This window comes from Micromonospora sp. WMMD1128, assembly GCF_027497235.1.
GTDB lineage: Bacteria > Actinomycetota > Actinomycetes > Mycobacteriales > Micromonosporaceae > Micromonospora.
In genome coordinates this window covers 4795454-4821711 of the sequence record NZ_CP114902.1, presented here as the reverse complement: position 1 = coordinate 4821711, position 26258 = coordinate 4795454, and the positions used below count along the sequence as shown (strand labels likewise).

At 73.4% G+C, this 26258-nt stretch carries 24 protein-coding genes and 1 pseudogene; 16 read left to right on the top strand and 9 right to left on the bottom strand.

The genetic code is table 11. The features are described from left to right. The first annotated feature begins 53 nt into the window (after nt 1–53). The 4 genes from O7602_RS21395 (at nt 54) to O7602_RS21380 (ending at nt 7451) form a co-directional block, all read left to right on the top strand. Nucleotides 54–1418, top strand: coding sequence for a glutamine synthetase family protein (locus O7602_RS21395; RefSeq protein WP_281584406.1), 1365 nt, complete (start codon nt 54–56; stop codon nt 1416–1418). Nucleotides 1419–1449: 31 nt separating this feature from the next. Then, on the top strand, nt 1450–2805 hold the full coding sequence (locus O7602_RS21390) for an aldehyde dehydrogenase family protein (protein WP_281584405.1): 1356 nt from the start codon (nt 1450–1452) through the stop codon (nt 2803–2805). A 5-nt stretch (nt 2806–2810) separates the two neighbouring features. Then, nucleotides 2811–3578, top strand: coding sequence for a 3-oxoacyl-ACP reductase (locus tag O7602_RS21385; protein ID WP_281584404.1), 768 nt, complete (start codon nt 2811–2813; stop codon nt 3576–3578). Between the two features lie 216 nt (nt 3579–3794). Continuing rightward, nucleotides 3795–7451 (top strand): SpoIIE family protein phosphatase, encoded by a 3657-nt coding sequence (locus O7602_RS21380; protein WP_281584403.1) that lies wholly within the window; start codon nt 3795–3797, stop codon nt 7449–7451. Nucleotides 7452–7483: 32 nt separating this feature from the next. Here O7602_RS21380 and O7602_RS21375 read toward each other — a convergent pair whose 3' ends face one another. From O7602_RS21375 to O7602_RS21365, 3 genes are all read right to left on the bottom strand, one after another. Next, nucleotides 7484–7798, bottom strand: a complete 315-nt coding sequence (locus O7602_RS21375; RefSeq protein ID WP_281584402.1) for a helix-turn-helix transcriptional regulator — start codon at nt 7796–7798, stop codon at nt 7484–7486. Next, nucleotides 7798–8190, bottom strand: a complete 393-nt coding sequence (locus tag O7602_RS21370; protein WP_281584401.1) for a type II toxin-antitoxin system RelE/ParE family toxin — start codon at nt 8188–8190, stop codon at nt 7798–7800. The genes O7602_RS21375 and O7602_RS21370 overlap by 1 nt, the downstream gene beginning before the upstream one ends. Nucleotides 8191–8272: 82 nt before the next feature. Beyond that, nucleotides 8273–8587 carry an STAS domain-containing protein gene (locus O7602_RS21365; protein ID WP_281584400.1) on the bottom strand — a complete coding sequence of 105 codons (315 nt, stop codon included), beginning with the start codon at nt 8585–8587 and terminating at the stop codon, nt 8273–8275. 95 nt (nt 8588–8682) lie between these two features. On the opposite strand from O7602_RS21365, the gene map reads away from it, so the two are divergent. Together map and O7602_RS21355 are read left to right on the top strand one after the other, a co-directional pair. After that, the gene (map, locus tag O7602_RS21360) at nt 8683–9540 is read left to right on the top strand and encodes a type I methionyl aminopeptidase (protein ID WP_281584399.1); all 858 of its coding nucleotides are present in this window, start codon (nt 8683–8685) and stop codon (nt 9538–9540) included. Further along, complete coding sequence (locus O7602_RS21355; protein ID WP_281584398.1) at nt 9537–10253, top strand: VIT1/CCC1 transporter family protein; 717 nt, start codon at nt 9537–9539, stop codon at nt 10251–10253. The genes map and O7602_RS21355 overlap by 4 nt, the downstream gene beginning before the upstream one ends. A gap of 97 nt (nt 10254–10350) precedes the next feature. On the opposite strand, the gene O7602_RS21350 is transcribed toward O7602_RS21355, so the two are convergent. From O7602_RS21350 to O7602_RS21325, 6 genes are all read right to left on the bottom strand, one after another. Continuing rightward, nucleotides 10351–10818 carry a nitroreductase family deazaflavin-dependent oxidoreductase gene (locus O7602_RS21350; RefSeq protein WP_281584397.1) on the bottom strand — a complete coding sequence of 156 codons (468 nt, stop codon included), beginning with the start codon at nt 10816–10818 and terminating at the stop codon, nt 10351–10353. Nucleotides 10819–10874: 56 nt separating this feature from the next. Then, nucleotides 10875–13556 carry an ABC transporter permease gene (locus O7602_RS21345; RefSeq protein WP_281584396.1) on the bottom strand — a complete coding sequence of 894 codons (2682 nt, stop codon included), beginning with the start codon at nt 13554–13556 and terminating at the stop codon, nt 10875–10877. After that, the gene (locus O7602_RS21340) at nt 13553–14275 is read right to left on the bottom strand and encodes an ABC transporter ATP-binding protein (RefSeq protein WP_281584395.1); all 723 of its coding nucleotides are present in this window, start codon (nt 14273–14275) and stop codon (nt 13553–13555) included. The genes O7602_RS21345 and O7602_RS21340 overlap by 4 nt, the downstream gene beginning before the upstream one ends. 22 nt (nt 14276–14297) lie before the next feature. Continuing rightward, nucleotides 14298–14879, bottom strand: coding sequence for a PadR family transcriptional regulator (locus O7602_RS21335; RefSeq protein ID WP_281584394.1), 582 nt, complete (start codon nt 14877–14879; stop codon nt 14298–14300). A gap of 69 nt (nt 14880–14948) precedes the next feature. Then, nucleotides 14949–15377, bottom strand: a complete 429-nt coding sequence (locus tag O7602_RS21330) for a ferritin-like domain-containing protein (protein WP_281590448.1) — start codon at nt 15375–15377, stop codon at nt 14949–14951. Between the two features lie 167 nt (nt 15378–15544). Continuing rightward, entirely contained in the window at nt 15545–16057 is a 513-nt protein-coding gene (locus O7602_RS21325) for a hypothetical protein (RefSeq protein ID WP_281590446.1), read from the bottom strand. A gap of 264 nt (nt 16058–16321) precedes the next feature. Between O7602_RS21325 and rimP the strand changes: the two genes are divergently transcribed. From rimP to O7602_RS21280, 10 genes and pseudogenes are all read left to right on the top strand, one after another. Next, nucleotides 16322–16984, top strand: a complete 663-nt coding sequence (gene rimP / locus O7602_RS21320) for a ribosome maturation factor RimP (protein WP_281584393.1) — start codon at nt 16322–16324, stop codon at nt 16982–16984. After that, entirely contained in the window at nt 16981–18024 is a 1044-nt protein-coding gene (nusA, locus tag O7602_RS21315; RefSeq protein ID WP_281584392.1) for a transcription termination factor NusA, read from the top strand. The genes rimP and nusA overlap by 4 nt, the downstream gene beginning before the upstream one ends. Before the next feature lie 15 nt (nt 18025–18039). Beyond that, entirely contained in the window at nt 18040–18375 is a 336-nt protein-coding gene (locus O7602_RS21310) for a YlxR family protein (protein ID WP_281584391.1), read from the top strand. A 93-nt stretch (nt 18376–18468) separates the two neighbouring features. After that, nucleotides 18469–19224 (top strand): annotated as a pseudogene (locus O7602_RS31030) (translation initiation factor IF-2 N-terminal domain-containing protein); the annotation flags it as partial. Further along, on the top strand, nt 19201–21462 hold the full coding sequence (infB, locus tag O7602_RS21305) for a translation initiation factor IF-2 (RefSeq protein ID WP_348651338.1): 2262 nt from the start codon (nt 19201–19203) through the stop codon (nt 21460–21462). The pseudogene O7602_RS31030 and the gene infB, both read left to right, overlap by 24 nt. An 83-nt stretch (nt 21463–21545) precedes the next feature. After that, nucleotides 21546–22589 carry an SAM-dependent methyltransferase gene (locus O7602_RS21300; RefSeq protein WP_281584389.1) on the top strand — a complete coding sequence of 348 codons (1044 nt, stop codon included), beginning with the start codon at nt 21546–21548 and terminating at the stop codon, nt 22587–22589. 41 nt (nt 22590–22630) lie between these two features. Then, nucleotides 22631–22924 carry a DUF503 domain-containing protein gene (locus tag O7602_RS21295; protein WP_281584388.1) on the top strand — a complete coding sequence of 98 codons (294 nt, stop codon included), beginning with the start codon at nt 22631–22633 and terminating at the stop codon, nt 22922–22924. A gap of 174 nt (nt 22925–23098) precedes the next feature. Continuing rightward, complete coding sequence (gene rbfA, locus O7602_RS21290) at nt 23099–23593, top strand: 30S ribosome-binding factor RbfA (protein ID WP_281584387.1); 495 nt, start codon at nt 23099–23101, stop codon at nt 23591–23593. Nucleotides 23594–23724: 131 nt separating this feature from the next. Further along, entirely contained in the window at nt 23725–24774 is a 1050-nt protein-coding gene (locus O7602_RS21285) for a bifunctional oligoribonuclease/PAP phosphatase NrnA (protein WP_281584386.1), read from the top strand. 817 nt (nt 24775–25591) lie between these two features. Further along, the gene (locus O7602_RS21280; RefSeq protein ID WP_281584385.1) at nt 25592–26155 is read left to right on the top strand and encodes a hypothetical protein; all 564 of its coding nucleotides are present in this window, start codon (nt 25592–25594) and stop codon (nt 26153–26155) included. Nucleotides 26156–26258: the final 103 nt, after the last annotated feature.

Below are 26258 nucleotides of genomic sequence, written 5' to 3'. Positions count from 1 at the left end.
GGGCATTGACGGTGATCCGGTTTGCCAGTAGACCTTGGTCATGGAGGCCCCTGATGAGTAGAACGCCGTTCTCGCTGGAGCAGTTGCGGGTCGCCGTCGCCGAGGGCGAGATCGACACGGTGGTGCTCGCCCTCACCGACATGCAGGGCCGCCTCCAGGGCAAACGGATCCACGCGCCGTTCTTCCTCGACCAGGTGGTGGCCAACGGCAGCGAGGGCTGCAACTACCTGCTCGCCGTGGACGTGGACATGAACACCGTGGACGGGTACGCGATGTCGAGCTGGGAACGCGGCTACGGTGACTTCGCCATGCGCCCCGACCTGGACACGCTGCGCCGGACGCCGTGGCAGCCGGGCTCCGCGATGGTGCTGGCCGACCTGGAGTGGCTGGACGGCTCCAGCCCGGTGGTCGCCTCGCCCCGGCAGATCCTGCGCCGGCAGCTCGACCGGCTGGCCGCGCACGGGCTGACCGCGTACGCCGGCACCGAGCTGGAGTTCGTGCTCTACCGCGACTCGTACGAGGAGGCGTGGCGGCGCGGCTACCGCGACCTGACGCCGGCCAACCAGTACAACGTCGACTACTCGCTGCTCGGCACCGCCCGGGTGGAGCCGCTGCTGCGCCGCATCCGCACCGAGATGGCCGGCGCCGGGTTGACGCCGGAGAGCGCGAAGGGCGAGTGCAACCTCGGCCAGCACGAGATCGCCTTCCGCTACGACGAGGCGGTGGCCTGCGCCGACCACCACGTGATCTACAAGAACGGGGCGAAGGAGATCGCCGCCCAGGAGGGCATGGCGATCACGTTCATGGCGAAGCCGAACGCGCGGGAGGGCAACTCCTGCCACATCCACTTCTCGCTGCGGGACGCCGCGGGGGAGTCGGCGATGCTCGGCGACGGGCCGGCGCACCTGAGCGTGACCGGGCAGCGGGTGCTGGCCGGGTTGCTCGCCACGATGCGCGAGTTCAGCCTGATGTTCGCGCCGAACATCAACTCCTACAAGCGCTACCAGCCGGGCTCGTTCGCGCCGACCGCGCTGCGCTGGGGCACCGACAACCGCACCTGCGCGCTGCGGCTGGTCGGGCACGGGCAGGGGATGCGGGTGGAGAACCGGGTGCCCGGCGCGGACGTCAACCCGTACCTGGCCATCGCCGCGCTGGTGGCCGGCGCGGTGCACGGCATCGAACACGAGTTGGAGCTGCCGGACGAGTGCACCGGCAACGCGTACGACGACCCGGCCGCCGAGCGCGTTCCGGCGACCCTGCGCGACGCGCTCGACCTGTGGCAGGGCTCGACGGTCGCCCCGGAGGCGTTCGGGGACGAGGTGGTGGCGCACTACGCCAACAACGCGAAGGTCGAGCTGTCCGCCTTCGACGCCGCGGTCACCGACTGGGAGTTGGTCCGGGGCTTCGAGCGGCTCTGAGCTGTCCAACCGGCGGTGGGAGGGGAAGCGCGTGGGTGAGGTGATCTCGCCGGTCAGCGGGGAGTCGCTGGGGGAGGTGCCGTCCGCGTCGGTGGCGGACGTGGACGCGGCGATCGGGCGGGCCGCAGCCGCGTTCGAGCGGTGGCGGGCGGTGGCGCCGGGCGACCGGGCCCGCCTGCTGCGGCGGTTCGCGGCCGAGGTGGACGCGCACCGGGAGGAGCTGGCGCTGCTTGAGGTGCGCAACGCCGGCCACACCATCGGCAACGCGCGCTGGGAGGCCGGCAACGTCCGGGACGTGCTCGACTACTACGCGGGCGCGCCGGAGCGGCTGACCGGGCACCAGATCCCGGTGCCCGGCGGGCTCGACGTCACGTTCCACGAGCCGCTTGGCGTGGTCGGCGTGATCGTGCCGTGGAACTTCCCGATGCCGATCGCCGGCTGGGGTCTCGCCCCGGCGCTCGCCGCCGGCAACACGGTGGTGCTCAAACCGGCCGAGCTGACCCCGCTCACCGCGCTGCGCCTGGCCGAGCTGGCCCGGGACGCCGGGCTGCCGGAGGGCGTGTTCACCGTGCTGCCCGGGCCGGGCAGCGTGGTCGGCGAGCGGTTCGTCACCCACCCGGCGGTCCGCAAGATCTGCTTCACCGGCTCCACCGAGGTCGGCACCCGGATCATGGCCGGCGCCGCCGGGCAGGTGAAACGGGTGACGCTGGAGTTGGGCGGCAAGTCGGCGAACGTCGTCTTCGCCGACGCCGACCTGGAAAAGGCGGCGGCCAGCGCGCCGTCCGCGGTCTTCGACAACGCCGGCCAGGACTGCTGCGCCCGCTCCCGGATCCTGGTCCAGCGCCAGGTGTACGACCGCTTCCTGGAACTGCTCGAACCGGCGGTGCGGGCGTTCCGGGTGGAGGACCCGGCCCGGGAGACCGCCGAGATGGGCCCGCTGATCTCCGCAGCGCACCGGGACCGGGTCGCCGGGTACGTCGACGGCGCGCCCGTCGCGTACACCGGCTCCCGGCCCGACGGCCCCGGCTTCTGGTACGCCCCGACGGTGCTGCTCGCCGAATCGCCGGCGGACCGGCACTGGCGGGAGGAGATCTTCGGCCCGGTCGTCTCGGTGCTCCCGTTCGACGACGAGGCGGACGCGATCCGGCTGGCGAACGACACCGAGTACGGGCTCTCCGGCTCGATCTGGACCCGGGACGTGGGCCGGGCGGTCCGGGTGGCACGGGCGGTCGAGGCGGGCAACCTCAGCGTCAACTCGCACTCCTCGGTGCGCTACTGGACCCCGTTCGGCGGGATGAAACGCTCCGGCCTCGGCCGGGAGTTGGGTCCGGACGCGCTGCACGCCTTCACCGACGTCAAGAACGTGTTCATCGGCACCGAGGAGTGATCACAGTGCAGGGACGGCTTCAGGACCGGGTGGCCGTGGTGACCGGCGCGGGCAGCGGCATCGGGCTGGCCACCGTGCGGCGCTTCGCCGCCGAGGGGGCGCGGGTGGTCTGCGTGGACATCGACGCCGACGCCGGCACCCGGGCGGCGCAGGAGGTGGGCGGGGAGTTCGTCGCCGCCGACGTGGCCGACGAGACGGCGGTCCGTGACCTCTTCGACGGCGTGGTGGACCGGCACGGCCGGGTGGACGTGTCGTTCCACAACGCCGGCATCTCCCCGCCGGACGACGACTCGATCCTGGAGACCGGGCTGGACGCCTGGGAGCGGGTGCTGCGGGTCAACACCACGAGCGTCTACCTGTGCTGCAAGCACGTCATCCCGCACATGCGGCGGCAGGGCAAGGGCTCGATCATCAACACCGCGTCGTTCGTGGCGCTGATGGGCGCGGCCACGTCGCAGATCGCGTACACGGCGAGCAAGGGCGGGGTGCTGGCGATGACCCGGGAGCTGGGCGTGCAGTTCGCCCGCGAAGGCATCCGGGTCAACGCGCTCTGCCCCGGCCCGGTCGCCACCCCGCTGCTGCTGGAGCTGTTCGCCGAGGACCCGGAGCGGGCCGCCCGCCGGCTGGTGCACGTGCCGATGGGCCGGTTCGGCGACCCGACCGAGATCGCCGCCGCGGTGGCGTTCCTCGCGAGCGACGACGCCTCGTTCATGACCGCCGCGCAGTTCGTCGTCGACGGCGGCATCACCGGCGCGTACGTGACGCCGCTGTGAGCCGGCGGCCGGGCCGTGATGTCGGCCATGTCACAGTCGGCCGACCTGCGGCCCGGCCCGGCTCGCCCCTGCCCGCCGGTTACGACAGGATGAGCCGGAGGTAACCAGCGCCCGTCGGCTCGTGTGCGTTACGTTGCTCCTCCGTCGGGGTAGTAGGCGGGGACGGTCGGCGTGGACGCGCCGGCCGTCGTGAACTTGGCCGGAGCGGGAGGCTGCATGGGCTCGGCCCAGGGGGGCGGGGATTTCGGTTCATCCCCGGTGGCCGGCGAGGCACTCCCACCGTTGCTGACCGCCGCGTTCGCCGCCGGCGGCGAGATGGGCGGGCTGCTGCGCGGTTTCGACTGGTCCGCCACCCGCCTCGGCACTCCTGACAACTGGCCCGCCGCGCTCTGCCACGCGTTGAGCACCATGCTGGCGTCCCGCGCCCAGATGGTGGTGTTCTGGGGCGAGGAGCACCTGGCCTTCTACAACGACGCCTACCGGCCCACCATCGGTGCGAAGCACCCGGCCGTCATCGGGCAGTCCGCCCGGCTGCACTGGCCGGAGACCTGGGACGTCCTCGGCCCGCTGCTGGACGGCGTACGCGGCTCCGGCGTGCCCTACCGCGGCGAGAACCACCCGTTCGTGCTCAACCGCCACGGCTTCCTGGAGGACGTCTACTTCGACGTCTCGTACGACCCGATCCGCGAGGCCGACGGCACCGTCAACGGGATCTTCTGCTTCGTCAACGAGACCACCGGCCGGGTGCTCGGCGAGCGCCGGCTGCGGACCCTGGCCGAGCTGGGCAACGAGCTGGGCGACGTGCCGAGCACGCTCGAACTGGGCCGGGCGGTGGCCCGGGTGCTCGACGCGCACCGCGCCGACGTGCCGTTCAGCGCGATGTGGCTCGTCGACGCCGACGGCGCCCCGGCGCTGGCCGGCTGCTCCGGCGTCGACCCGGCCGTGGTCGCCGGCTGGCCCGGCCCGCCCGCCGGCGAGCCGCTGACCGCGCCGCGCTGGATCGCCACCGCCGACCTGCCCGGCGCGGTGCCGCCGGACGCCGCCGACCAGGCGCTGCTGCTGCCGCTGACCGCCACCCACGAGCCGGCCGGCGCGCTCCTGCTCGGGGTGTCCCGCCGGTTGCCGTTCGGCGACGACTACCGGGACTTCGTCGACCTGGTCGCCGCGCAGGTCTCCCGCGCCGTGGGCAAGCAGCGGGCGTACGACCAGGAACGCGCCCGCGCCGCCGAGCTGGCCGCGCTGGACCGCGCCAAGACCAACTTCTTCGCCAACGTCAGCCACGAGTTCCGCACCCCGCTCACGCTTGTCCTCGGGCCGATCGAGGACATTCTCGCCGACCGCGAGCTGCCCGACCGCTACATCGAGCGGCTGACCGTCATGCACCGTAACGGGCTGCGCCTGCTCAAGCTGGTCAACACCGTGCTCGACTTCTCCCGGCTGGAGTCCGGCCGGCTGGCCGCCCGCTACCAGCCCACCGACCTGGCCGACTACACCGCGCGGCTGGCGAGCACGTTCCGTTCGGCCACCGACCGGGCCGGGCTGCGCCTGGTGGTCGACTGCCCGCCGCTGCCCGCGCCGGTCTACGTCGACCGGGACATGTGGGAGAAGATCGTCCTCAACCTGGTGTCGAACGCGGTGAAGTTCACCTTCGACGGCGAGATCCGGGTCCGGGTACGCGCCGCCGACGGGGCCGCCGTGCTGGAGGTGACCGACACCGGGGTCGGCATCGCGCCGGAGGAACTGCCGCAGGTCTTCGAACGGTTCCACCGGGTCGCAGGCGCCCGTTCCCGCACCTACGAGGGCACCGGGATCGGGCTCGCGCTGGTGCGGGAGCTGGTCGAGATGCACGGCGGCACGGTGACCGCGCGCAGCGTCGTCGAGGGCGGCACCACGTTCACCGTGACGGTGCCGTTCGGCTACGCGCACCTGCCCGCCGAACGGGTGTCCGCGCTCGCCACGGCGCCGCTGGGCGAGCCGGAGCAGGCCCGGCTCCACGTCGCCGAGACGGCGCTCTGGACCGACGAGGTGGCCCGGCCCACCGGGCTGCCCGCGCCGTCCGGCACGTCCGGGGGCGCCGGCCGGATCCTGGTCGCCGACGACAACCCCGACCTGCGCGAGCACGTCAGCCGGCTGCTCTCCCCGGCGTACCAGGTGGTGGCCGTGCCGGACGGCGTGGAGGCGCTGCGGCTGGCCGTGGACACCTCGTTCGACCTGGTGCTGACCGACGTGATGATGCCCCGGATGGACGGCTTCGGGCTGGTCGCCGCGCTGCGCGCCAACCCGCTCACCCGGGGCGTGCCGATCGTGCTGCTCTCCGCCCGGGCCGGCGCCGCGGAGGAGGTCGCCGGTCTCTCGGCCGGCGCGGACGACTACCTCACCAAGCCGTTCTCCAGCCAGGAACTGATCGCCCGGGTCCGGGCCAACGTGGAACTGGGCCAGCTCCGCGGGCAGATCGTCCGCCGGCTGCGGTCACTCGCCGACGCCGCGGTGGCGGTCAACACCGCCCGGTCCACCGCCGAGGTGGTGCGGGTGGCCGCGCGGCACGCGCTCGGCCTGGCCGAGGCGGGCCGGGTGCTCGTCGTCGCCACCGGCGCCCGGCACGAGGAGGACACCGGCGAGGACCTGCCCGCCGAGCCGTCCGTGGTGCTGCCGCTCACCGGCACCACCGGTGAGCGGCTCGGCGAGTTGCGGGTGTGGCGTCGCGAGGGCGGCGGCGCCGAGGGCACGGCGCTCACCGAGCTGGCCCGGCTGGTCGGGGTACGGCTGGAGAACGCCCAGCTCTACGAGGCCGAGCACCGGATCGCCACCACGCTCCAGCACAGCCTGCTGCCGCGTACCCTGCCGCAGTTGCCCGGCGCGGTGGTGGCCAGCCGCTACCTGCCCGGCAGCGCCGAGGTCGAGGTCGGCGGCGACTGGTACGACGTGATGGGCACCCCCGAGGACGACCTGGTGCTTGTCATCGGCGACGTGGTCGGCAAGGGCGTGCGGGCCGCCGCCGCGATGGGGCAGCTCCGCAACGCGCTGCGGGCGTACGTCCTGGAGGGCTACGACCCGGGGGAGGCGCTGACCCGGCTCAACCGGCTGGTCCACTCCACCGGCGGCGGCTCCTTCGCCACCGTGGTCTGCCTCCGTTTCTGCCCACGCACCGGCGAGCTCCGGTACGCCAGCGCGGGTCATCCGTCGCCCCTGCTGATCCGAGGAGAGGACGTGGCCTTCCTGCACGATCGGGCCCTCGGGCCGCCGATCGGGGCGATCCCCGGCGTCACCTACCCGACCGTCGACGGTGAACTCGCCCCCGGCGGCCGGCTGCTGCTCTACACCGACGGCCTGATCGAGGACCGGGAGGGTGGCATCGACGTCGGGCTCGACCAGTTGCGGGTCGACGCGACCGCACGCGGCGCGCACGTCGCCGACCTGGTGGACGCGGTGGTGGAACGGGTCGCCGGGCGGCCCCGGCACGACGACGTGGCGGTGCTCGCGCTGGAGGCGGCCGAGCTGAACCGCTTCGCGTTGCGGCTGCCGGCCGACCCGACCCGGCTCAGCGTGCTGCGCAAGCGGTTGGAGGACTTCCTCGTCGCCCACGAGGTCGGCGAGACCGACCTGTTCGACCTCACGGTGGCGGTCTCCGAGGCCGCGGCGAACGCGATCGAGCATCCGGTCGACCCGGTCGATCCGGTCATCGACGTCGAGGTCACCATCGCCGACCGCGTGGTGACCGCCACGGTCCGGGACAGCGGCCGGTGGCGGGAGTCGAGCGGGTCGGCGTTCCGCGGCCGTGGGCTGGCGCTGATCCAGGCGCTCGGGGAGATGAGCGTGACCCGCACTTCCGACGGCACCGAGTTGACCCTGCGCCGCCGGTTGACGGACGGGTAGTCCACGACGTGTCCCCACGCGAACGGGAAGGATCAGGCGATCTGACGTAGATCGCTGCCGTAGTCAAAGATGATCCGCATGCGGGCGCCCAGCGCTCGCGCGTACCGGCCCAGGGTCGCAACCTCGTTGGCCTCCAAGTCGCCGTTCTCGATCTGGCTGACCCGGCCGGGCGTGACCCCCATCAATGCGGCAACCTCCCGCTGGGTGAGCCCGAGACGCTTACGCTCCTCGGCCAGGTGGAACGCGCTGACCCACGCCTCGGTGCGGGCGCGCTCCACATCGAGCGCGTCGTCGTCCCCGTCGTGCAACTCGGCACGGATGTCGTCCCAATCATGGAAGTCGCTCATCAGCCCTCCCTCCGCTTCCTCTCAAAGGCGAGCCAGCCCTCGTACGCGACCTCGGCGACCGGGATCGCTTCCTCGTACCATCGAGACCAGTCGCCAGCCTTGTTGCCAGCCACCAACAGCACCGCCTGCGACCAGGGATCAAAGACGAACAGAACCCGAATGGCGACGTCCCGCCCAGATCTCGGTCGCAGCTCCTTGAGATTTCCGATGCTCGACCCCCTGAGCGTGTCCACCAACGGACGCCCCAGGCCCGGACCGGTCTCCGCGAGCATGTCGATCGCTACGTTGACCGACCGGTAGGTCGCCGGATCGGTCTGACGAAGCGAACGCAACCAGTCGCGCACGTCGCCTGTGGTTCTGATCGCCCAACGACGGGCGGGGCCGTGAGGCATAGGCCAACTATAGCTCGGCCTATACCTTTGGGTGGCATGCGAACCGCAGCCGGCCTCGGCGTCTGAGCCCGATTCCTACCGGCTAGCTGTCGGCGAGCCAGCCCTGCTCGCCCAGGCCGGAGATCTCCAGCACCCGTCGGACCTGCCGGGACGGCAGCACGGTGAGCGCGGCCGGGAACCGCTGGGAGAGCCGGACCACCGCGTGGATGGCGGCCGAGTCGAAGAACGTGACTGCCCGCAGGTCGAGCGTGAGCTGGTTGGCGGGCTCGCGCAGCGCGGTCTGGAACATGGTGTCGGCGGTCGCCATGTCGACCTCGCCGGTCACCAGGACGCGAAGCCGGTCCCCGTCGCCCTCCGCCGTCACCGAGAAGACGGGCGGTGCGCCCCCTTGATCCACGCAGCAACAATGGCACAGTGCTTGCGCCCCGGCAACAACCTGCCCGGGAGGGCCGTGGCGGGGGTCACCGCGGGGTCCGGCGATAGGCTTGCGGCATGACCGTCCGTGCGCCGCTGACCCCAGGCACGCTCTCCCCGTGGCGGGCGGTCCCCGCCCACATTCCGCGCCCGGAGTACGTGGGCAAGAAGCGCCCGCAGGAGTGGCGTGGCTCGCACGTGCAGACCCCGGAGACGATCGAGAAGATGCGGGTGGCCGGCCGGCTCGCGGCCCGGGCCACCCAGCTCGCCGGCGAGCACTGCAAACCGGGGGTGACCACCGACGAGATCGACCGGGTGGTGCACGAGTTCCTCTGCGACCACGGCGCCTACCCGTCGACGCTCGGCTACCGGGGCTTCCCCAAGTCCTGCTGCACCAGCGTCAACGAGGTGATCTGCCACGGCATCCCGGACTCGACCGAGCTGCGCGACGGCGACATCATCAACGTCGATGTCACCGCGTACCTCGACGGGGTGCACGGCGACACGGACGCCACCTTCTGCGTGGGCGAGGTGGGCGAGGAGGCGCGGTTGCTCGTCGAGCGGACCCACACGGCGATGATGCGCGGCATCAAGGCGGTCGCCCCCGGCCGGCAGATCAACGTCATCGGCCGGGTGATCGAGTCGTACGCCAAGCGGTTCGGCTACGGCGTGGTCCGCGACTTCACCGGCCACGGCATCGGGGAGGCGTTCCACAGCGGCCTCTACGTGCCGCACTACGACAGCCCGCGCCCCACCGACGTGATGGAACCCGGCATGACGTTCACCATCGAGCCGATGATCACCATCGGCACCCACCAGTACGACATGTGGGACGACGGCTGGACCGTGGTCACCAAGGACCGGAAGTGGACGGCGCAGTTCGAGCACACCATCGTCGTGACCGACGGTGGCTACGAGATCCTGACCCTGCCGTGACCGAGACCCCGGCGGCGCTGCGCGAAGCGCACCACGCGGACGTGTCCGGCGGCTGGCTGCGGCCGGCGGTCTTCGGCGCGATGGACGGGCTGGTCACCAACATCGCCCTGATCGCCGGCGTCGGCGGCGGCGGGGTGTCCCCGCACAGCATCGTGCTGACCGGCACGGCCGGCCTGGTGGCCGGCGCCATCTCGATGGGCCTGGGCGAGTACACGAGCGTCCGCTCGGCAAACGAGCAGGTCGCCGCCGAGGTCGCCAAGGAGCGGCGCGAGCTGGAACGGCACCCGGAGGCGGAGGCCCGCGAGCTGGCCGACGCCTGGGTCGCCCGCGGCCTGCCCCGCGACCTGGCCACCCAGGTCGCCGAGGCGGTCCGGCGCAACCCGGAGGAGGCGCTGCGCGTCCACGTCCGGGAGGAGTTGGGCGTCGACCCGGACGACCAGCCCAGCCCCTGGGCGGCGGCGATCTCGTCGTTCGTCTGCTTCTCGATCGGCGCCCTGGTGCCACTGATGTCCTACCTGCTCGGCTTCACCAGCCTGTGGCTGGCGCTCGGCGTCGGCGGGGTGGGACTCTTCGTCGCCGGGGCGGTCGTGGCCCGCTTCACCTACCGGTCCTGGTTGACGAGCGGCCTGCGGCAGTTGCTGCTCGGCGCGCTGGCCGCCGGCGCGACATACCTGATCGGCGCCCTGATCGGCGTAGGCGGCACCCTGAGCTGACCGCCCCCACCCCCTCGCCCGCTGATTCACGGAAAGAGTGCGTACGGGACGCGGAATGACCACGCTTTCCGTGAATCTGCGCGGATCTTGGGCGGGATCAGGGGGTCGGGGTCAGGCGGAAGACCTTGATCTCACGGCCGGCGGCCCGTTGGACGTACGTGCGGTAGGCCGGCCACTCCTGCACCAGGCGGTCGAACAGGCGGTCGCGGTCCGCGCCGACGACCTGCTCGGCGCGCACCGGGATCCGGCGCCCCCTGACGTCCACCTCGGCGGCCGGCTGGGCCAGCAGGTTGAACGTCCACGACGGGTGGTGCCGCTGCCCCCAGTTCGAGCCGATCACCACGTAGGCGTCGCCGTCGGGGACGTAGAGCAGGGGATTGCTGCGGGGCTTGCCGGAGCGGCGGCCGGTGGAAGTGAGCACCAGCGTGGGCACCAGGCCGAACGCGACCACCCGACCCTTCGTCATCCGGCCGATCAGCCGGTCGGCGGGGACGAGCACGCGCATGGTGGTGGCGAACCACTGCTGGTGACCGAGGCGGCGGGTGAGGGATACCAGAGCGGACACCCGCCCAGTGTGCCGCTCCCGCCGGGCCCCGTCACCCCCGGAATCCGGTCGGCCTGTCAGTCGAGGCGGCGCTCGACGGGCAGGCGGGAGCGGGTGATCAGGGCCGCGCCGAGCATCGCCATCAGCGGCACCAGCACCAGCACGGCCATGGTGAGACCGGGCACCGTCACCGGGTACGGGGGCTGCACCGGCCAGGAGTCCGCGTACCGTCTGTTGATCGCGGCCAGGATCACGACTGCCGAGCCGAGCCCGGCCAGGATGCCGAGCGCCGAGCCGAGCACCGCGATCACGCCGGCCTGGCAGAGCGACAGCAACCGGCGTACCCGGGGATCGGCGCCGACCGCCGCGAGCGTGGACAGGTCCCGGCGGCCCTCGGCGGCGGCCAGGCCGGTGGCGACCGCGGCGGCCCCCAGCGTGATCACCCCGGAGGCGCCGGCCAGCAGGAGCAGCAGCGAACGCTTGTTGGACGGCGGGTCGGCGGTCGACACCTGCAGGAACATCGGCGCGAGGTCGGACAGCTCGTCGGTCAGGCGCTCGCGTTGCCCGTCGGTGGGTGGGCCGGTGGTGTCCACCAGATACCCGACCGGCACGGCGACCAGGCCGAGCGCCTCCGCGGCGGCGGGGGAGAGCACCAGCCGGTCCACCGGGAGGCCGCCGCGCAGCGCGTACCCGGGCAGCAGGCGGGCCGTCGTCGGGGTGCCGGCGTCGTGGTTCACCTCCACCCGGACCCGTCCGTTCTCCACCTGCCGCGGGTCGGTGACCACGACGCCGCCCGCGGCCAGCGTCCGGCGCGCCGCCGCCACCTCGTCGGCCGGGGCGTCGGTGAGCGCGGGCAGCGCGGCGCCGTCGTCCACCAGGACCGGCACGAAGACGTCGTTCGGCTCCCGGTCCGGTCGGACACAGCGTGGATCGTCGCGGGCCGAGGACGGCCCGGACTCGAACGGCCCGTACGGGCAGCGCTCCGCGGGCGGGCGAACCGCCAGCGCGACGCAGTAGTCGTCGACTCCCGCCGGCCGGGCGCACTCGGGTGTGGCGATGGCCGTCACGGTGGCGTCCGGCAGCACCGCACGGACCCGTTCGGTGACCGTGCCGGCCGCCGGTGGCGGCGGGCCGGCCTCGCGGTCGTTGAGCTGGAGCAGCACGTGTCCCGGCGGCAGGCCGGGTTGCCAGAGCGCCCGGTCCCGGGCGTCGTCGCTGGCCAGGTAGACGCCGAGCGCGACGCTGCCGGCGACCGCCGCCATCACGGCTGAGATGGCCGGCGCGGCCGACGACCGGTTGCGGCTGGCGTCGCGCAGCGCGAGCCGGGGCGTCAGCGGCAGCAGGCGGCCGGCCCGGGCGAGCATCCCGACAAGGGTCGGAGTGCAGAAGACCAGGCCCAACTCGCCGAGGACGACGCCGGCCAGCACCCCGGTCGGCGAGGACAGGGTGGCGGCGAACGCGGCCAGGGCGGTGCCGGCGACGGTGAGCAGCGCCCCGAGCAACAGCCAGCGGGGGCGCGGCGGGGTCGCCTCGCGCCGGCCGGCCAGGCCGGCCACCACGTCCTGCCGGGCCGCGGTCCAGGCCGGCGCGAGCGCGGCCAACACCCCCGCCAGCACCGCGACCGCGGCGATCGCGGCCAGCGCGGCGGGAAAGACGCGGTACGCGCCGAGGCGCTGGTGCAGCAGGTACTGCTCGACGAGCGGCCGGCCGGCGAACGCGGTCCCGACGCCGAGCAGCAGCCCGAGCACGGCCCCGCCCGCGCCGAGCACCACCCCGTCGGCGAGCACGATCCGGCGCAGGTGGGCGGCGTCCCCGCCGGCCACCGCGACGAGCGCGAGGTCCCGCCGCCGGCGGCGGACGCCGACCGCGAAGGCCGGGCCGACAAGCAGCACCACCTCCAGCAGGCCCAACCCGCCGACCAGCACCGAGACCCCGGTCTCCTCGACGCCCGGCATCGTCATGCCGTCGGCGACACCCTGCCGGCCGGGCAGCGGGTGCCGGGCGGACACCTGGATGCCCTGCGCGTTCAGGCGGTCGGCGAGCGCCGCATCCACCGTTCCCGGCACGTCCACAAGCCAACTGTCGTAGGTGGACGGACTGTCCGGCGCGACGCCGGCGAACGTCACCACCTCGCCCAGGTAGTCCGGAAATTCAAGCACCCCGACCACCCGGTACGGCGTGCCGTCGGTGGTGCGGACCGGCGCCCCGAGGCGGGTGTCCAGTCGACGTAGCGCGGCCGGACTGACCGCGATCTCGTCCGGGCGGACCGGCACCCGACCCTCGCGCACCGTGGCCAGCGGCCGGGCGAGCCGGTCGGTCAGGTCGAGGGCGCGCGCCTCCATCGACACCGTCCGGCGGCCGATCCGGGTCTCGAACGGCATCCACCACCGGATCCGGGTGACGTGACTGCCGGCGGGCAGAAGCGCCCGCAGTTCGTCGGCGGCGACCGGGCGGGTCCGGGGCGTCGGGTCGCCCTCGGTCGGCCAGGAGTTCTCGCCCCACGCGTCCTGCGTCACCGGGGTCAGGTTGGTCCATTGCAGCTCCGCGTCGGCCGCGCCGAGCCGGCGGTCGAGCCGCTCCGCCCGGGTCAGGTCGGCCATGTCGTAGCTCACGGCGGCGAAGCTGAGCCCGAGCACCGGCAGCGCGATCATCACCAGCACCAGCAGGGTGCGCCGCCGGGACCGGCGGGCCTCCCGGCGGGCGATCCGCAGCGCGGTACGCCACGACCCGCGGGCCTCGGCGAGCCGGCCCGAGATCACCGGTCGCTGCCGCTGAGCAGGTGCTCGATGCCGATCAGCGGGGCGGTCGAGTCGACAAGCACGCCGTCGCGCAGGAAGACCACCCGGTCCGCCCAGCCGGCGTGCCGGGCCTCGTGGGTGACAAGCACCCCGGCGGCCCCGTCGTCCACCCGGCGGCGCAGCAGGTGCAGCACCGCCTCGCCGGCCTGCGAGTCGAGCGCACCGGTCGGCTCGTCGGCGAGGACCAGCCGGCGCTCGCCGACCAGGGCCCGGGCGATCGCCACCCGCTGCTGCTGGCCGCCGGACATCTGGTCGGGGAAACGGTCGGCCTGGCCGGCGACGTCCACCTCACGCAACGCGGCGAGCGCAAGCCGGCGGGCCGCCCGCACCCCGGCGCCGTCCAACTCCAGGGGCAGCGCCACGTTCTCCACGGCGGTCAGGCTGCCGAGCAGGTTGAGGTCCTGGAAGACGTAGCCGATGCGGCGGCGGCGCAACCGGGCCAGCTCGCGGGCCGGCAGCCCGCCCAACGCCTCACCCTCGACCAGCACCTCGCCGCCGGTCGGCCGGTCCAGCCCGCCGGCCAGGGCCAGCAGCGTCGACTTGCCGGAACCGGAGGGCCCCATCACCGCCACCAGCTCGCCGGCCGTCACGGTGAGGCTCACGCCACGCAGCGCGTGCACCGCGGCCTCGCCGGCGCCGTGCATGCGGTGCACCTGGCGTAGTTCCAGCACCCCGCTCATCTCCGTCGGCCTCCCGTTCGTGTCACCGGCGGGCCTCGTCACCGGCCCGGTCCACCGCCTCGGGGTGGGGGACCGGTCGGCCCGGCGTCGGACGGTGGCGGACCAGGCTGGTCTCGCAGTGGTCGAGCCAGCGCACCTCGGCCTCAGCCTGGAAGATCATCGCGTCCAGCACCAACCGCCAGGGCAGATCCTCCGGCTTGTCGCTCGCGTACTTCAAGCGGGTGAACTCCTGGAGCGCGCGCATGGTGGCGGCGCGCTGCGTCTGCACCACCGCCCGGACGTCCACCCCGGGCGTGGTCAGGGCCAGTGCCAGCTTGATCGACAGCTCGTCCCGGGGCCGGTCGGCGCGGCTGATCGGGGTCGCGAACCAGAGCGCCAGGTCCGCCCGCCCGGCGTCGGTGATCTCGTACGGCCGCTGCCCGCTCTCGTTCTCCGGCAGCGGGCGGACCAGGCCGTCGCGTTCCAGCCGGGCCAGCGTCGTGTAAACCTGCCCGATGTTGAGCGGCCAGGTCGACCCGGTCGACTCCTCGAACGCGGCGCGCAGCTGATAGCCGTACATCTGGCCGCGTTCGAGCAGGGCGAGCAGGCCGTGGCGGATGGACATGACCTGGAGTATGCATACCTGGTATGCGGGCCGCAACCGAGGGGCTGCGCCCGGTGACCGGGAGCGCGCTCAGGCCGGCCGGCCCGGGAACGGGACGGTGACCGGGTTCACCCCGGCCGTACGCCGCCAACGGGTCGCCCGCAGCGCGCAGTCGGTGAGCGCGGCGAGCGCCGTGTTCCGGTCGGCACCCGTCGTGTGCGGCAGCGCGGCCCGCCAGTGGCCGGCGGTCCGCTCCTCAAGCTCCACCGCCAGCCGCAGCGCCGTCGTCCGGTCGGTCACCGGATAGGGCAGCGCGTAGCCGGCCTGATCCGCGGGCACCTGCCCGGGCCCCTCGGCGAGTTGCAGGAGCAGCGCGTCCCGGCGGGACCGGTGGGCCGCCTCGGCGGCGCGGGCAGCCGTGCGGGCCGCGCCGGTCAGGTGCACGCCGATCACCCCGTACGCCCAGATCGCCGCGTATTCGGCGGCGAGCGCGTCGGCGAGGGCCTGGGCCGGGTTCATGCGGTACGAGCTGGGCATGCGGTCACGGCCCTCGCTTCGCTCGGTGCGTTCGCTCATGCTGTGCCGGTTGGGCATGCGCTCACGGCCCTCGCTTCGCTCGGTGCGTTCGCTCATGCTGTATCGGTTGGGCATGCGCTCACGGCCCTCGCTTCGCTCGGTGCGTTCGCTCATGCCAGCACCTCGACGTGGGTGGCCCGCGCCGCGGCTATCGAGCCGAGCAGCGCGGCCCGCTCGGGCGGCGCGCCAGCACACGCCTTGGCGGCGTTCGTCCGGCCCTGCTGTTCGGCCCGGCGCAGCTCGGCGAGCACGGCGTCGGGCTCGCTGCCCGGCGGGCCGGGCGGGGTGGCCAGCGGCGGGCCGGGCGGGGTGGCCGACGGCGTGCCCGACGGGGCGGTCGACGGGGCGGTCGACGGCGGGCCGGACGGCGCCGGCCGCCCGATCACCCGGCGCAACTCCTGCGCGTGCGCCAGGTGCGCGTCGGCGATTGGGGTGAGCCGCTCGGCCAACGCCGGGGTGGCGGTGGCGGCGGCCCGGTGTCGCGCCTCCAGCGCGAGCGCCTCGGCCACCAGCGGCTCCAGCGCGTCCGGCGGCGACGGCTCGTCGTCCCGGTCGAAAAGATCACAACCGGTCAGCGGCGCGGTCGCGCCGCCCAGCGCCACGAGCCCACCGGCGCGCAGCAGAGCGCGCCGGGAATGCCCGGCTCTGCCCTGGTTGGATGGTGTTCTGCCGATCCCCACCGGACAAGTCAACACCATCGCCGCCGCCGTGTGGGGCAGGGTCCTCGGTGCGCCGCCCGGTCCGCCGCCGCGCCCAAGCGTTACGCTCTGCGCAGCCACCGGGCGCGAACGCCCCGGTGGCGTGCCGGCATGGCGGGTCGACCGCCGCGGCCGGCCCGGGACAACCCGGTCCGACGGGCCGGGGTAACAGCAGAGAGGTGCGCCGAGATGACGCAGCGTGGCCGTGCCACCCGGCCGTCGGGCCCCGCCGGGCGGCCCCGCCGGTCCGAGGGCGCACGCGGCGCGGACCGCGGCGGCGCACCGCGCGGCGACCTCGCCGCTCGCCGGGCCCGCCTGCGCGAGGTGATCGAGCCAGTGGTCAGCGCCGCCGGCTACGACCTGGAGGACCTCTCCGTCTCCCGGGCCGGGCGCCGGCACGTGGTCCGGGTGATCGTGGACGCGGACGGCGGGATCCGGCTGGACGCCGTCGCGGACGTGTCCCGGGCGGTCTCCGCGGCGCTTGACGCGGCCGAGGAGAGCGGCGGGGACATCGTCGCCGGTGAGTACCAACTCGAGGTCAGCTCGCCCGGCGTGGACCGTCCGCTCACCCTGCCCCGGCACTGGCGGCGCAACGTCGGCCGGCTGGTCAAGGTGACCGCGCGCGGCGACGCCGGGGACCGGCAGCTCACCGGCCGGGTCACGGCCGCCGACGACGAGCGGGTGGTGCTGGAGACCGACGCCGGCCCCGCCACCCACCCCTACCCCGAGCTCGGGCCCGGCCGGGTCCAGGTGGAGTTCTCCCGCCTGGACGATCTGGCCGACGCCGATCTCGGTGACGACACCGACGACGACACCGACGACGACGAAGATCTGGAGGACGAGGAGAGGTGAACATCGACCTCGCGGCGCTGCGCGCCCTGGAGCGCGAGCGGGAGATCCCGTTCGACACGATCCTCGCGGCGATCGAGACCGCGTTGCTGACCGCCTACCGGCACACCGACGGTGCCGAGTCGCACGCCCGGGTGGAGATCGACCGCAAGAGCGGAGCCGCCTCGGTCTACGCCCAGGAGCTGGACGACGACGGCTCGGTGACCCGGGAGTGGGACGACACGCCGCACGACTTCGGCCGGATCGCCGCCATGACCGCCAAGCAGGTGATCCTCCAGCGGCTGCGGGAGGCCACCGACGAGGTGCACTTCGGCGAGTACGTCGGCCGGGACGGCGACCTGGTCACCGGTGTGGTGCAGGCGCACGAGACCCGTCGGGAGAAGGGCATCGTCAGCGTCGACCTGGGCAAGCTGGAGGGTGTCCTGCCCCAGTCCGAGCAGGTCCCCGGCGAGCGCTACGAGCACGGCGAGCGGATCCGCTGCGTGGTCGTGCACGTCGCCAAGGGCATGCGTGGCCCGCAGATCACGCTGTCCCGGTCGCACCCGGCGCTGGTGAAGAAGCTCTTCGCGCTGGAGGTGCCGGAGATCGCCGACGGCACGGTGGAGATCGGCGCGATCGCCCGTGAGGCAGGTCACCGCACCAAGATCGCGGTGCGGTCCACCGCGTCCGGTGTGAACGCCAAGGGCGCCTGCATCGGCCCGATGGGGCAGCGGGTGCGCGCGGTGATGAGCGAGCTGCACGGCGAGAAGATCGACATCATCGACTGGTCGGACGACCCGGCCACCTTCGTCGGCAACGCGCTCTCGCCGGCCAAGGCGCTGCGGGTCGAGGTGGTCGACCTGGCGAGCCGCGCCGCCCGGGTAACCGTCCCGGATTTCCAGCTCTCGCTCGCGATCGGCCGGGAAGGGCAGAACGCCCGCCTCGCGGCCCGGTTGACCGGTTGGCGGATCGACATCCGCTCCGACGCGGAGCAGGCGGGCACCGGCGGACGGGGCGGAGCTGATCACGTGCCGGAGCCGGGCGGCGCGATCTCGAGCAGCTAGGGGTAGACTTTCTCAGTGGCACGACGCGCGCTGCCGGAGCGCACCTGTGTGGGCTGCCGGAAACGAGCGCCGGCCAGCGAGTTGTTGCGGGTCGTCGCGGTCGGTGAAGAGGCTGGTCAGACCAGTCTCCGGCCCGATCCGACCCGCAGACTGCCGGGTCGGGGAGCGAACATGCACCCCCATCCGGCCTGCTTCGCGCAGGCGGTGCGGCGCCGAGCCTTCGGGCGGGCGCTGCGCGTCGCCGGGGTCCCCGACCACGGCGCGCTTGCCGAGCACGTCGACGCGCAACCCCCGACGACCGGTCAACCCGACCGGTCGAGGGTCGCTAGCAAGGTAGGACGACCGACATGAGCACACGATGAAGTCGCAGAAATGACCAGGCTTCAAGTGCACGAGTGAGGTCGCTGCGGGTGCTGCCCGCACGACCTCGGAGTGAGGAGTGCAGTGGCAGGAAAGGCCCGCGTACACGAGCTTGCCAAGGAGCTCGGGGTCGAAAGCAAGACCGTTCTCGCCAAGCTCAAGGAGATGGGCGAGTTCGTGAAGTCCGCGTCCAGCACCGTCGAGGCGCCTGTCGCCCGACGGCTGCGGAGCGCGTTCGTGGCGTCCGCCGGTTCGCCGGCGCCCGCCGCCCCGCCGACAGCCGCCCCCAGCGGCCCGGCACCGACCCCGACGCCCACCCCGACCCCGGGCGCACCCCGGGTCTCGGCCCGACCGATGCCGCCCCGGCGACCGGCCGCGCCGACCCCTGGACCGAAGCCCAAGGGCCCGGTCCCCGGCCCGCCGCAGCCGGCGACCCCGGTCGCCAAGCCGGCGAGCGCGCACGACATCGAAGTGGCGGCGGCGGAAGCGCGTGCCGCCGCGCTGAAGGCTGAGCAGGAGGCCGCGGTCAAGGCCGCCCAGGCCGCCCGCCAGCAGCAGCGCGAGACCGTTCGCCGGGAGCCTCCGGCCGAGGGCGGTCCCCGTCCCGGCCCGCGTCCCGGCCCGAACGCCATGCCCCCGCGTCCGGGTTCCCCGGCCGCGCGGCCCAGCGGTCCCGGCCAGGGCCAGGGTCCGGGCGCCCGACCCGGCGGTCGTCCGCCGGCCCGTGGCGCCGGCAACAACCCGTTCGGCATCCAGGGTGGGCAGCAGCGGCCTCCGGCCGCCGGTGGGGGCGGTCCCCGTCCCAGCCCGGCCGGCATGCCGCCGCGGCCCAGCCCCGCCTCCATGCCGCCGCGGCCCAGCCCGGCGTCCATGCCGAGCCAGCGCCCGACCACGGGTCGCCCCGGCGGCCCCGGTGGCGGTCGTGGTGGTCCCGGTGGCGGCGCCGGTCGTCCCGGTGGCGGCGGCGGTGGTTACCGCGGCGGTCCCGGCGGTGGTGGCGGCGGCGGTGGCTACCGCGGCGGTCCCGGCGGCGGTGGCGGCGGTGGTTACCGTGGCGGTCCCGGTGGCGGTGGCGGCGCTCCCGGCGGTGGTTTCCGTCCGGGTGGCGGCGGTGGCCGTCCCGGTGGCGGTGGTCGTGGCCGAGGCGGCGGCGCGGCGGGTGCCTTCGGGCGTCCGGGTGGCCGGCCGACCCGTGGCCGCAAGTCCAAGAAGCAGCGCAGACAGGAGTTCGACAACCTGTCGGCCCCGACCATGTCCTCGGGTGCTCCCCGCGGTCAGGGTCAGGTCGTCCGGCTGTCCCGTGGCGCCTCGCTGTCGGACTTCGCCGACAAGATCAACGCCAACCCGGGTTCGCTGGTCCAGGAGATGTTCAACCTGGGCGAGATGGTGACCGCGACCCAGTCGTGCTCCGACGAGACCCTGCTGCTGCTGGGTGAGCACCTCGGCTTCGACGTGCAGATCGTCAGCCCGGAGGACGAGGACCGCGAGCTGCTCGCGCAGTTCAACATCGACCTCGACGCCGAGGTCGCGGCGGACCGCCTGGTCAGCCGTGCGCCGGTGGTGACCGTCATGGGTCACGTCGACCACGGTAAGACCAAGCTGCTCGACGCGATCCGCAAGGCGAACGTCGTGGCCGGCGAGGCGGGTGGCATCACCCAGCACATCGGCGCCTACCAGGTCCACGTCCCGCACGAGGGCGAGGACCGCGCGGTGACCTTCATCGACACCCCGGGTCACGAGGCGTTCACCGCCATGCGTGCCCGTGGTGCCCAGGTGACGGACATCGTGATCCTGGTGGTGGCGGCGGACGACGGCGTGATGCCGCAGACCATCGAGGCGCTCAACCACGCCAAGGCGGCGGACGTGCCGATCGTGGTCGCGGTCAACAAGGTCGACAAGCCGGACGCGAACCCGGACAAGGTCCGCCAGCAGTTGACCGAGTACGGCCTGGTCGCCGAGGAGTACGGCGGCGACACCATGTTCGTCAACGTGGCGGCGAAGCCCGGCATCGGCATCGACGAGCTTCTCGAAGCCGTCCTGCTGACCGCCGACGCGTCGCTGGAGCTGACCGCTCCGATCGACGGGCCGGCGCAGGGTGTGGCCATCGAGGCGCACCTGGACAAGGGCCGTGGCGCGGTGGCGACCGTGCTGGTGCAGAAGGGCACGCTCCGGGCCGGTGACTCCATCGTCGCCGGTGGGGCGCACGGCCGGGTCCGGGCGATGCTGGACGAGAACGGCAAGCCGGTCGACACGGCCGGGCCGGCACGTCCGGTCATGGTGCTCGGTCTGACCACGGTGCCGGGTGCGGGTGACACCTTCCTGGCCGCCGAGGACGACCGCACCGTGCGGCAGATCGCCGAGCAGCGGCAGGCACGGCGGCGGGCGGCGTCGTTCGCCAACTCCCGTGGCCGGGCCACCCTCGAGACGCTCATGGAGCAGCTCAAGGAGGGCGAGAAGACCTCGCTCAACCTGGTGCTCAAGGGCGACGTCTCCGGTTCCGTGGAGGCGCTCGAGGACGCGCTGTTCAACCTCGACATCCCGGAGGAGGTCCAGCTTCGGATCATCCACCGGGGCGTGGGTGCGATCACCGAGAGCGACGTCATGCTCGCGAGCGCCTCGTCCGAGGCGGTCACGATCATCGGCTTCAACGTGCGGGCCGCCAACAAGGTCCGCGAGATCGCCGACCGCGAGGGCGTGGAGATCCGGTACTACACGGTCATCTACCAGGCCATCGAGGAGATCGACGCCGCGCTCAAGGGTCTGCTCAAGCCGGAGTACGAGGAGGTCGAGCTGGGCACCGCGGAGATCCGCGACGTCTTCCGCTCGTCCAAGATCGGCAACATCTCCGGCTGTATCGTCCGGTCCGGCCTCATCCGCCGCAACGCCAAGGCGCGGCTGCTGCGGGACGGGGCGGTCGTGGCGGACAACCTCACGATCAGCTCCCTGAAGCGGTTCAAGGACGACGCGACCGAGGTCCGCGAGGGCTTCGAGTGCGGTCTGACGCTCGGCGGTTACAACAACGTCCAGGTCGGCGACGTCATCGAAACCTTCGAGATGCGTGAGAAGCCGCGCGCCTGAGCGAGCGGTGTGCACGACCGGTCGACGGCCGGGGCCTTCGGGTCCCGGCCGTCGCCGTTTCCGCAGGCTGCGACAATTTCCGCGTGATCGGGTACGCGCTGCTCCTCGCCCCCTCCGCCAACCGCGTCTACGCCGACGCGGCGGCCCGGTTGGCCCGCGCCGAACTGGCCGTGTTCGCCGGTTCGGGCGTGCTCGACGTGACGCCGGCCGACGCCGAGGTCACCCGGATCGTCGGGGTGGAGTACCTGACGTTCACCGCGCCCGAGCCCGGCCTCGGCGCCCGGGACCTGGCCCACCTGGCGAACCTGTCGGCGGCGTACGCGCTCTTCGAGCGGGTCGGCGACGACCTGCTCCGGCCGGTGCCGCTGCACCCGCTGGCCCGGTACGACTCGGACCTCGTCACCATCCCCAAGTACGCCGGCAAGACCAACGAGCAGTTCACCCGGCTGCTGCTCAACGTCACGCTGCTCGCCTCGGCCGCCGCGCCGCGGATGCTCGACGGGCAACTCGTGGTGCTGGACCCGCTCTGCGGCCGGGGCACCACCCTCAACCAGGCGCTCATGTACGGCCACCACGGCATCGGCATCGAGCGCGACGGCAAGGACGTGGACGCGTACGCGGCGTTCCTGCGTACCTGGCTGCGTCGCAAGCGCCTCAAGCACACCACGGAGACGGTGCCGGTACGCCGGGACCGCAAGCTGGTCGCCCGCCGTTTCGAAGCGGTGCTCGCACCCTCCCGCGACGAGCACCGGGCCGGCGTCACCCAGCGGGTCACCGTTCTGCACACCGACACCACCCGGGCCCGCGAGGTGCTCCGCCCCCGCTGCGCCGACGTGATCGTCACCGACGCGCCGTACGGGGTGGCCCACGGCAGCCGCAGCGACCAGGGCCTGTCCCGCAGCCCGCTGGACCTGCTGACCGCCGCCGTACCGGTGTGGCGGGAGCTGCTGCGGCCGGGCGGCGCGTTGGGGTTGTCCTGGAACACCCACGTCACGCCGCGGGCGGAGGCGGAGGCGGCGCTCACCGCTGCCGGCCTGCGCGTGGTCGACGGGCCCGGATGGCGTGACCTGTCCCACCGGGTCGACCAGGCCATCGAGCGGGACGTGCTGGTCGCGGTCGCGCCTTAATCGCGTGCCGCGGGTCCGCCAGCCGCGTACCGTTACTCGCCGTGTATACCGGAACCGCGCTGTTCGACCTGTTGCTCCCGAGTGACTCCCGGTCCCTGAAGGCCAAGCGGTCCTACGTCCGGCCGATCGTCGCCGCGCTGCGCAAGTTCGAGGTCTCCGCCGCCGAGGTCGGCGCGCTCGACCTGCACGGCCGGGCCGAGATCGGGGTGGCGGTGGTGGCCGCCGAACCGGCCCACGTCCGCGAGGTGCTCGACTCCTGCGAGCGGCTGGTCGCCGCCCGCCCGGAGACCGAACTGCTGTCGGTACGCCGTCGCCTGCACGGCGCGGACGACTGACGGCGTCGGCGCGTCGCGCGGCACCCCGGCGGTGCCGCGCGGTGCCCGGCGGGGCGCGGGTAATGTTCTCGGACGTTGGGCGGTCGGGCCCGGCGTCGTCCTCCCGGCCGGCGGCTTCCCGACCGCGGCGTCAGTCGCGCCGGGTGGTGGGAACAGTGATCGTGGAGGTGGGACATGTCGGATCCGGCCAAGGTACGCCGGCACGCGGAGCGCGTCCGTGAACTCGTCGCGTCGGTGGTGCGGAGCCAGATCAAGGACCCCCGGCTCGGCATGATCACGATTACCGACGCCCGGATCACCGCCGACCTGCGCGACGCCACCGTCTTCTACACCGTGCTCGGCGACGCGGCGGCCCAGGCGAGCACCGCCGCCGCGCTGGAGAGCGCCAAGGGCATGCTGCGCAGCACCGTCGGCAAGGCGCTCGGGCTGCGGCACTCGCCGACCCTGACGTTCGTCCTCGACGACGTGCAGAACCAGGTCAAGCACATCGACGACCTGCTCACGGCCGCCCGCTCGGCCGACGCCGAGGTGCAGCGGCTCGCCGCCAAGGCCGCGTACGCGGGCGACGCCCAGCCGTACCGGGTGGAGGAGGACGCCGACGTCGACGAGTCGACGGACGAGTCGTCGCAGTCGTCGACGGACGACGAGCGCGGCGGCGATCGACGGTGACCGCGCCCACCGGTGACGGCGCACCGGTCGCCACCGTGGCCGGCGTGTCAACGGTGGCCGGTGGCGCGGCCGGCGGTGCCGTGTCGACGGCCGGCGTTGGCGCAGGCGGTGTTGGCGCGGCAGGCGGTGGCGTGTCGACGGCGGCCGGGGGTGCCGCGGTTGGCGGCGGTCCCACCGACGCCGAGTGGGCGGCGGCCGTAGCGGCGGTACGCGGGCTGCCCGCCGACGCGCGGGTGCTGCTGATCTGCCACGTCAACCCGGACGGGGACGCGCTCGGCAGCATGCTCGGCTTCGCGCTCGGCCTGAGCCGACTCGGGGTCCGCCACCTCCAGGCGACCTTCCCCGGCCCGCCGGGCGTACCGGAGCCGTTCCGCTGGCTGCCCGGCGTCGAGCTGCTGGTGCCGCCGGACGACGCGTACCCGGAACCGGACCTGGTGGTCTGTTTCGACGCGGCGAGCGAGTCCCGGCTGGGTGACCTGGCCGACCGGCTCGCCACGGCCGGCACGTCGCTGGTGCTGGACCACCACGCCTCGAACGCCGGCTTCGGCGGCATCAACCTGGTGGATCCGCACGCCGCGGCCACCTCGGTGGTCGCGCTGGGACTGCTGGACCGCCTCGGGGTGACGCTCGACGCGGCGATGGCGACCGGCCTCTACGTCGCGCTGACCACCGACACCGGCTCGTTCCGGTTCGAGGCGACCACCCCGGCCGTGCACGAGATGGCCGCGCGCCTGCTGGCCACCGGCATCCGGCCGGGAGACATCTCCCGCCGCGTCTTCGACACCCGCCCGTTCGGCGCGGTCCGGCTCTTCGGCGAGGTGCTCGGCCGGGCCACGCTCGAACCGGCAGCCGCCGCCGGGCACGGCCTGGTCTGGACGTACGCCACCCGCGCCGACCTCACCCGCCACGACCAACCGGCGTACGTGCTGGAAGCGCTCATCGACTCGGTCCGCTGCACCGCCGAAGCGGACGTGAGTTGTGTGGTCAAGCAGTCCGGGGAGGCCGAGTGGGCGGTCTCGCTGCGCAGCAAGGGCGCGGTGGACGTCAGCCGCGTCGCGGTCGGGCTGGGCGGCGGCGGGCACCGGTTCGCCGCCGGCTTCACCGGGCGTGGTCCGCTCGACGAGGTGGTCGCGAGCATCCGCGACGCCCTCCCTCTGAACGTCCTCCCCTCGAACTCCTGAGATCTTGGTACGAATTGGCCCTCTGGGGACGCTTTTGTACCAAGATCTCCGATCGTTCCGAGTTGATCTCGGTGGCCGCGCGTGGACGTCACGGCTGTCTGCGGTGCGTTGATGTACACATGTCCCAGTCCTGGACTGAGGTGGAGCGCGGGGGAGCGTCAAGCATGTCTGCGGCGCGTTGACGCACTTGGCCATCTTCGACGCGCTGATGTACCCGTGGCGCTCCAGTCGTGGCCCGGGCGGCGCGTGGGTGGAACGATATGGCCGTCTCGGGCGTGCTGAGACGTCCATAGCGTTCCAGTCGTCGCCTGAACGGCGCGCGGGTGGAACGCTATGGCCCTCTCGGGCACGTTGAGGCACCCATGGCGTTCCAGTCGTGGCCCGGGGCGGAGCGCGGGTGGAACGTTGTGGCCGTCTCGGGCGCGTTGAGGCACCCGTGGCGTTGCCGTGGTGGGCCTGGGGGTGTTGAGGGGCGTGCGGGAATCCGGTCGCCGTGTGCGGCCGGGTGGGTGGGGTGTCCGGTTCGGGGGTGGTGGGTGGCACTCTGACGGCGGAATCGTCGCCGGGGTGGGGGCGTTGTAACCCGGTGAACGACCGAGGAAGGCCAGCGCACCCGTTCACCGCGCGGCCGACCCCGCCCCCGGGAATGACGGTGGGCAGCCGGTCGTTACACATCCTCCCGGCCCCCGCGGTGCGGCCCCTGCCCCGCGGACCACGCCGGATCCCCCCGAAAACTTTGAGCGCCTGACGGTGCTCGCCCGCGCGCCGACCACCCCCCTTCGGCGCGTGGTGTCGACCCCCGGAATGGAGCCCCCTGATGAACACGATCCTGCGCAAGAGCGTCCTCGGTGTCGCTGGTCTGGCGTTCACCGGTGGTGTGTTCGCCGGCCCGATCGCCGCTCACGCCGACACCCCCACCCACACCACCGCCGCCAAGCCCGCCGCCGCCGCGGCCGTGGCGCAGGCCGAGGGCAAGCAGTCGACGATCACGCTCAACGGCGAGCAGACCGCCAACGTCAAGGCGATCATCGCCGCGACGAAGAAGGCGGGCCTGCCCGAGCGGGCGGCGGTCATCTCCATCGCCACCAGCCTCCAGGAATCCAAGCTGGAGAACCTGGGCCACCTCGGCGACACCAACGACCACGACTCCCTCGGCCTGTTCCAGCAACGCCCGTCGAGCGGTTGGGGCAGCCCGGAACAGATCACCGACCCCGAATACTCCACCCTGGCCTTCCTCAAGGGCTTGAAGCAGGTCGACGGCTGGCAGGACATGCCCCTGACCGAGGCCGCCCAGACCGTCCAGGTGAGCGCCTACCCCGACGCCTACGCCCAGTGGGAGAACCAGGCCACCGACCTCGTCACCAAGCACTGGAACAGCTGACACACACACGAAGGCCGGCACCTCCGACCAACGGAGGTGCCGGCCTTCGGCGTTTCGGGGCAATCACGAGGCGTGCCGGTCTTCCCGCCTTACGTCACGGTGG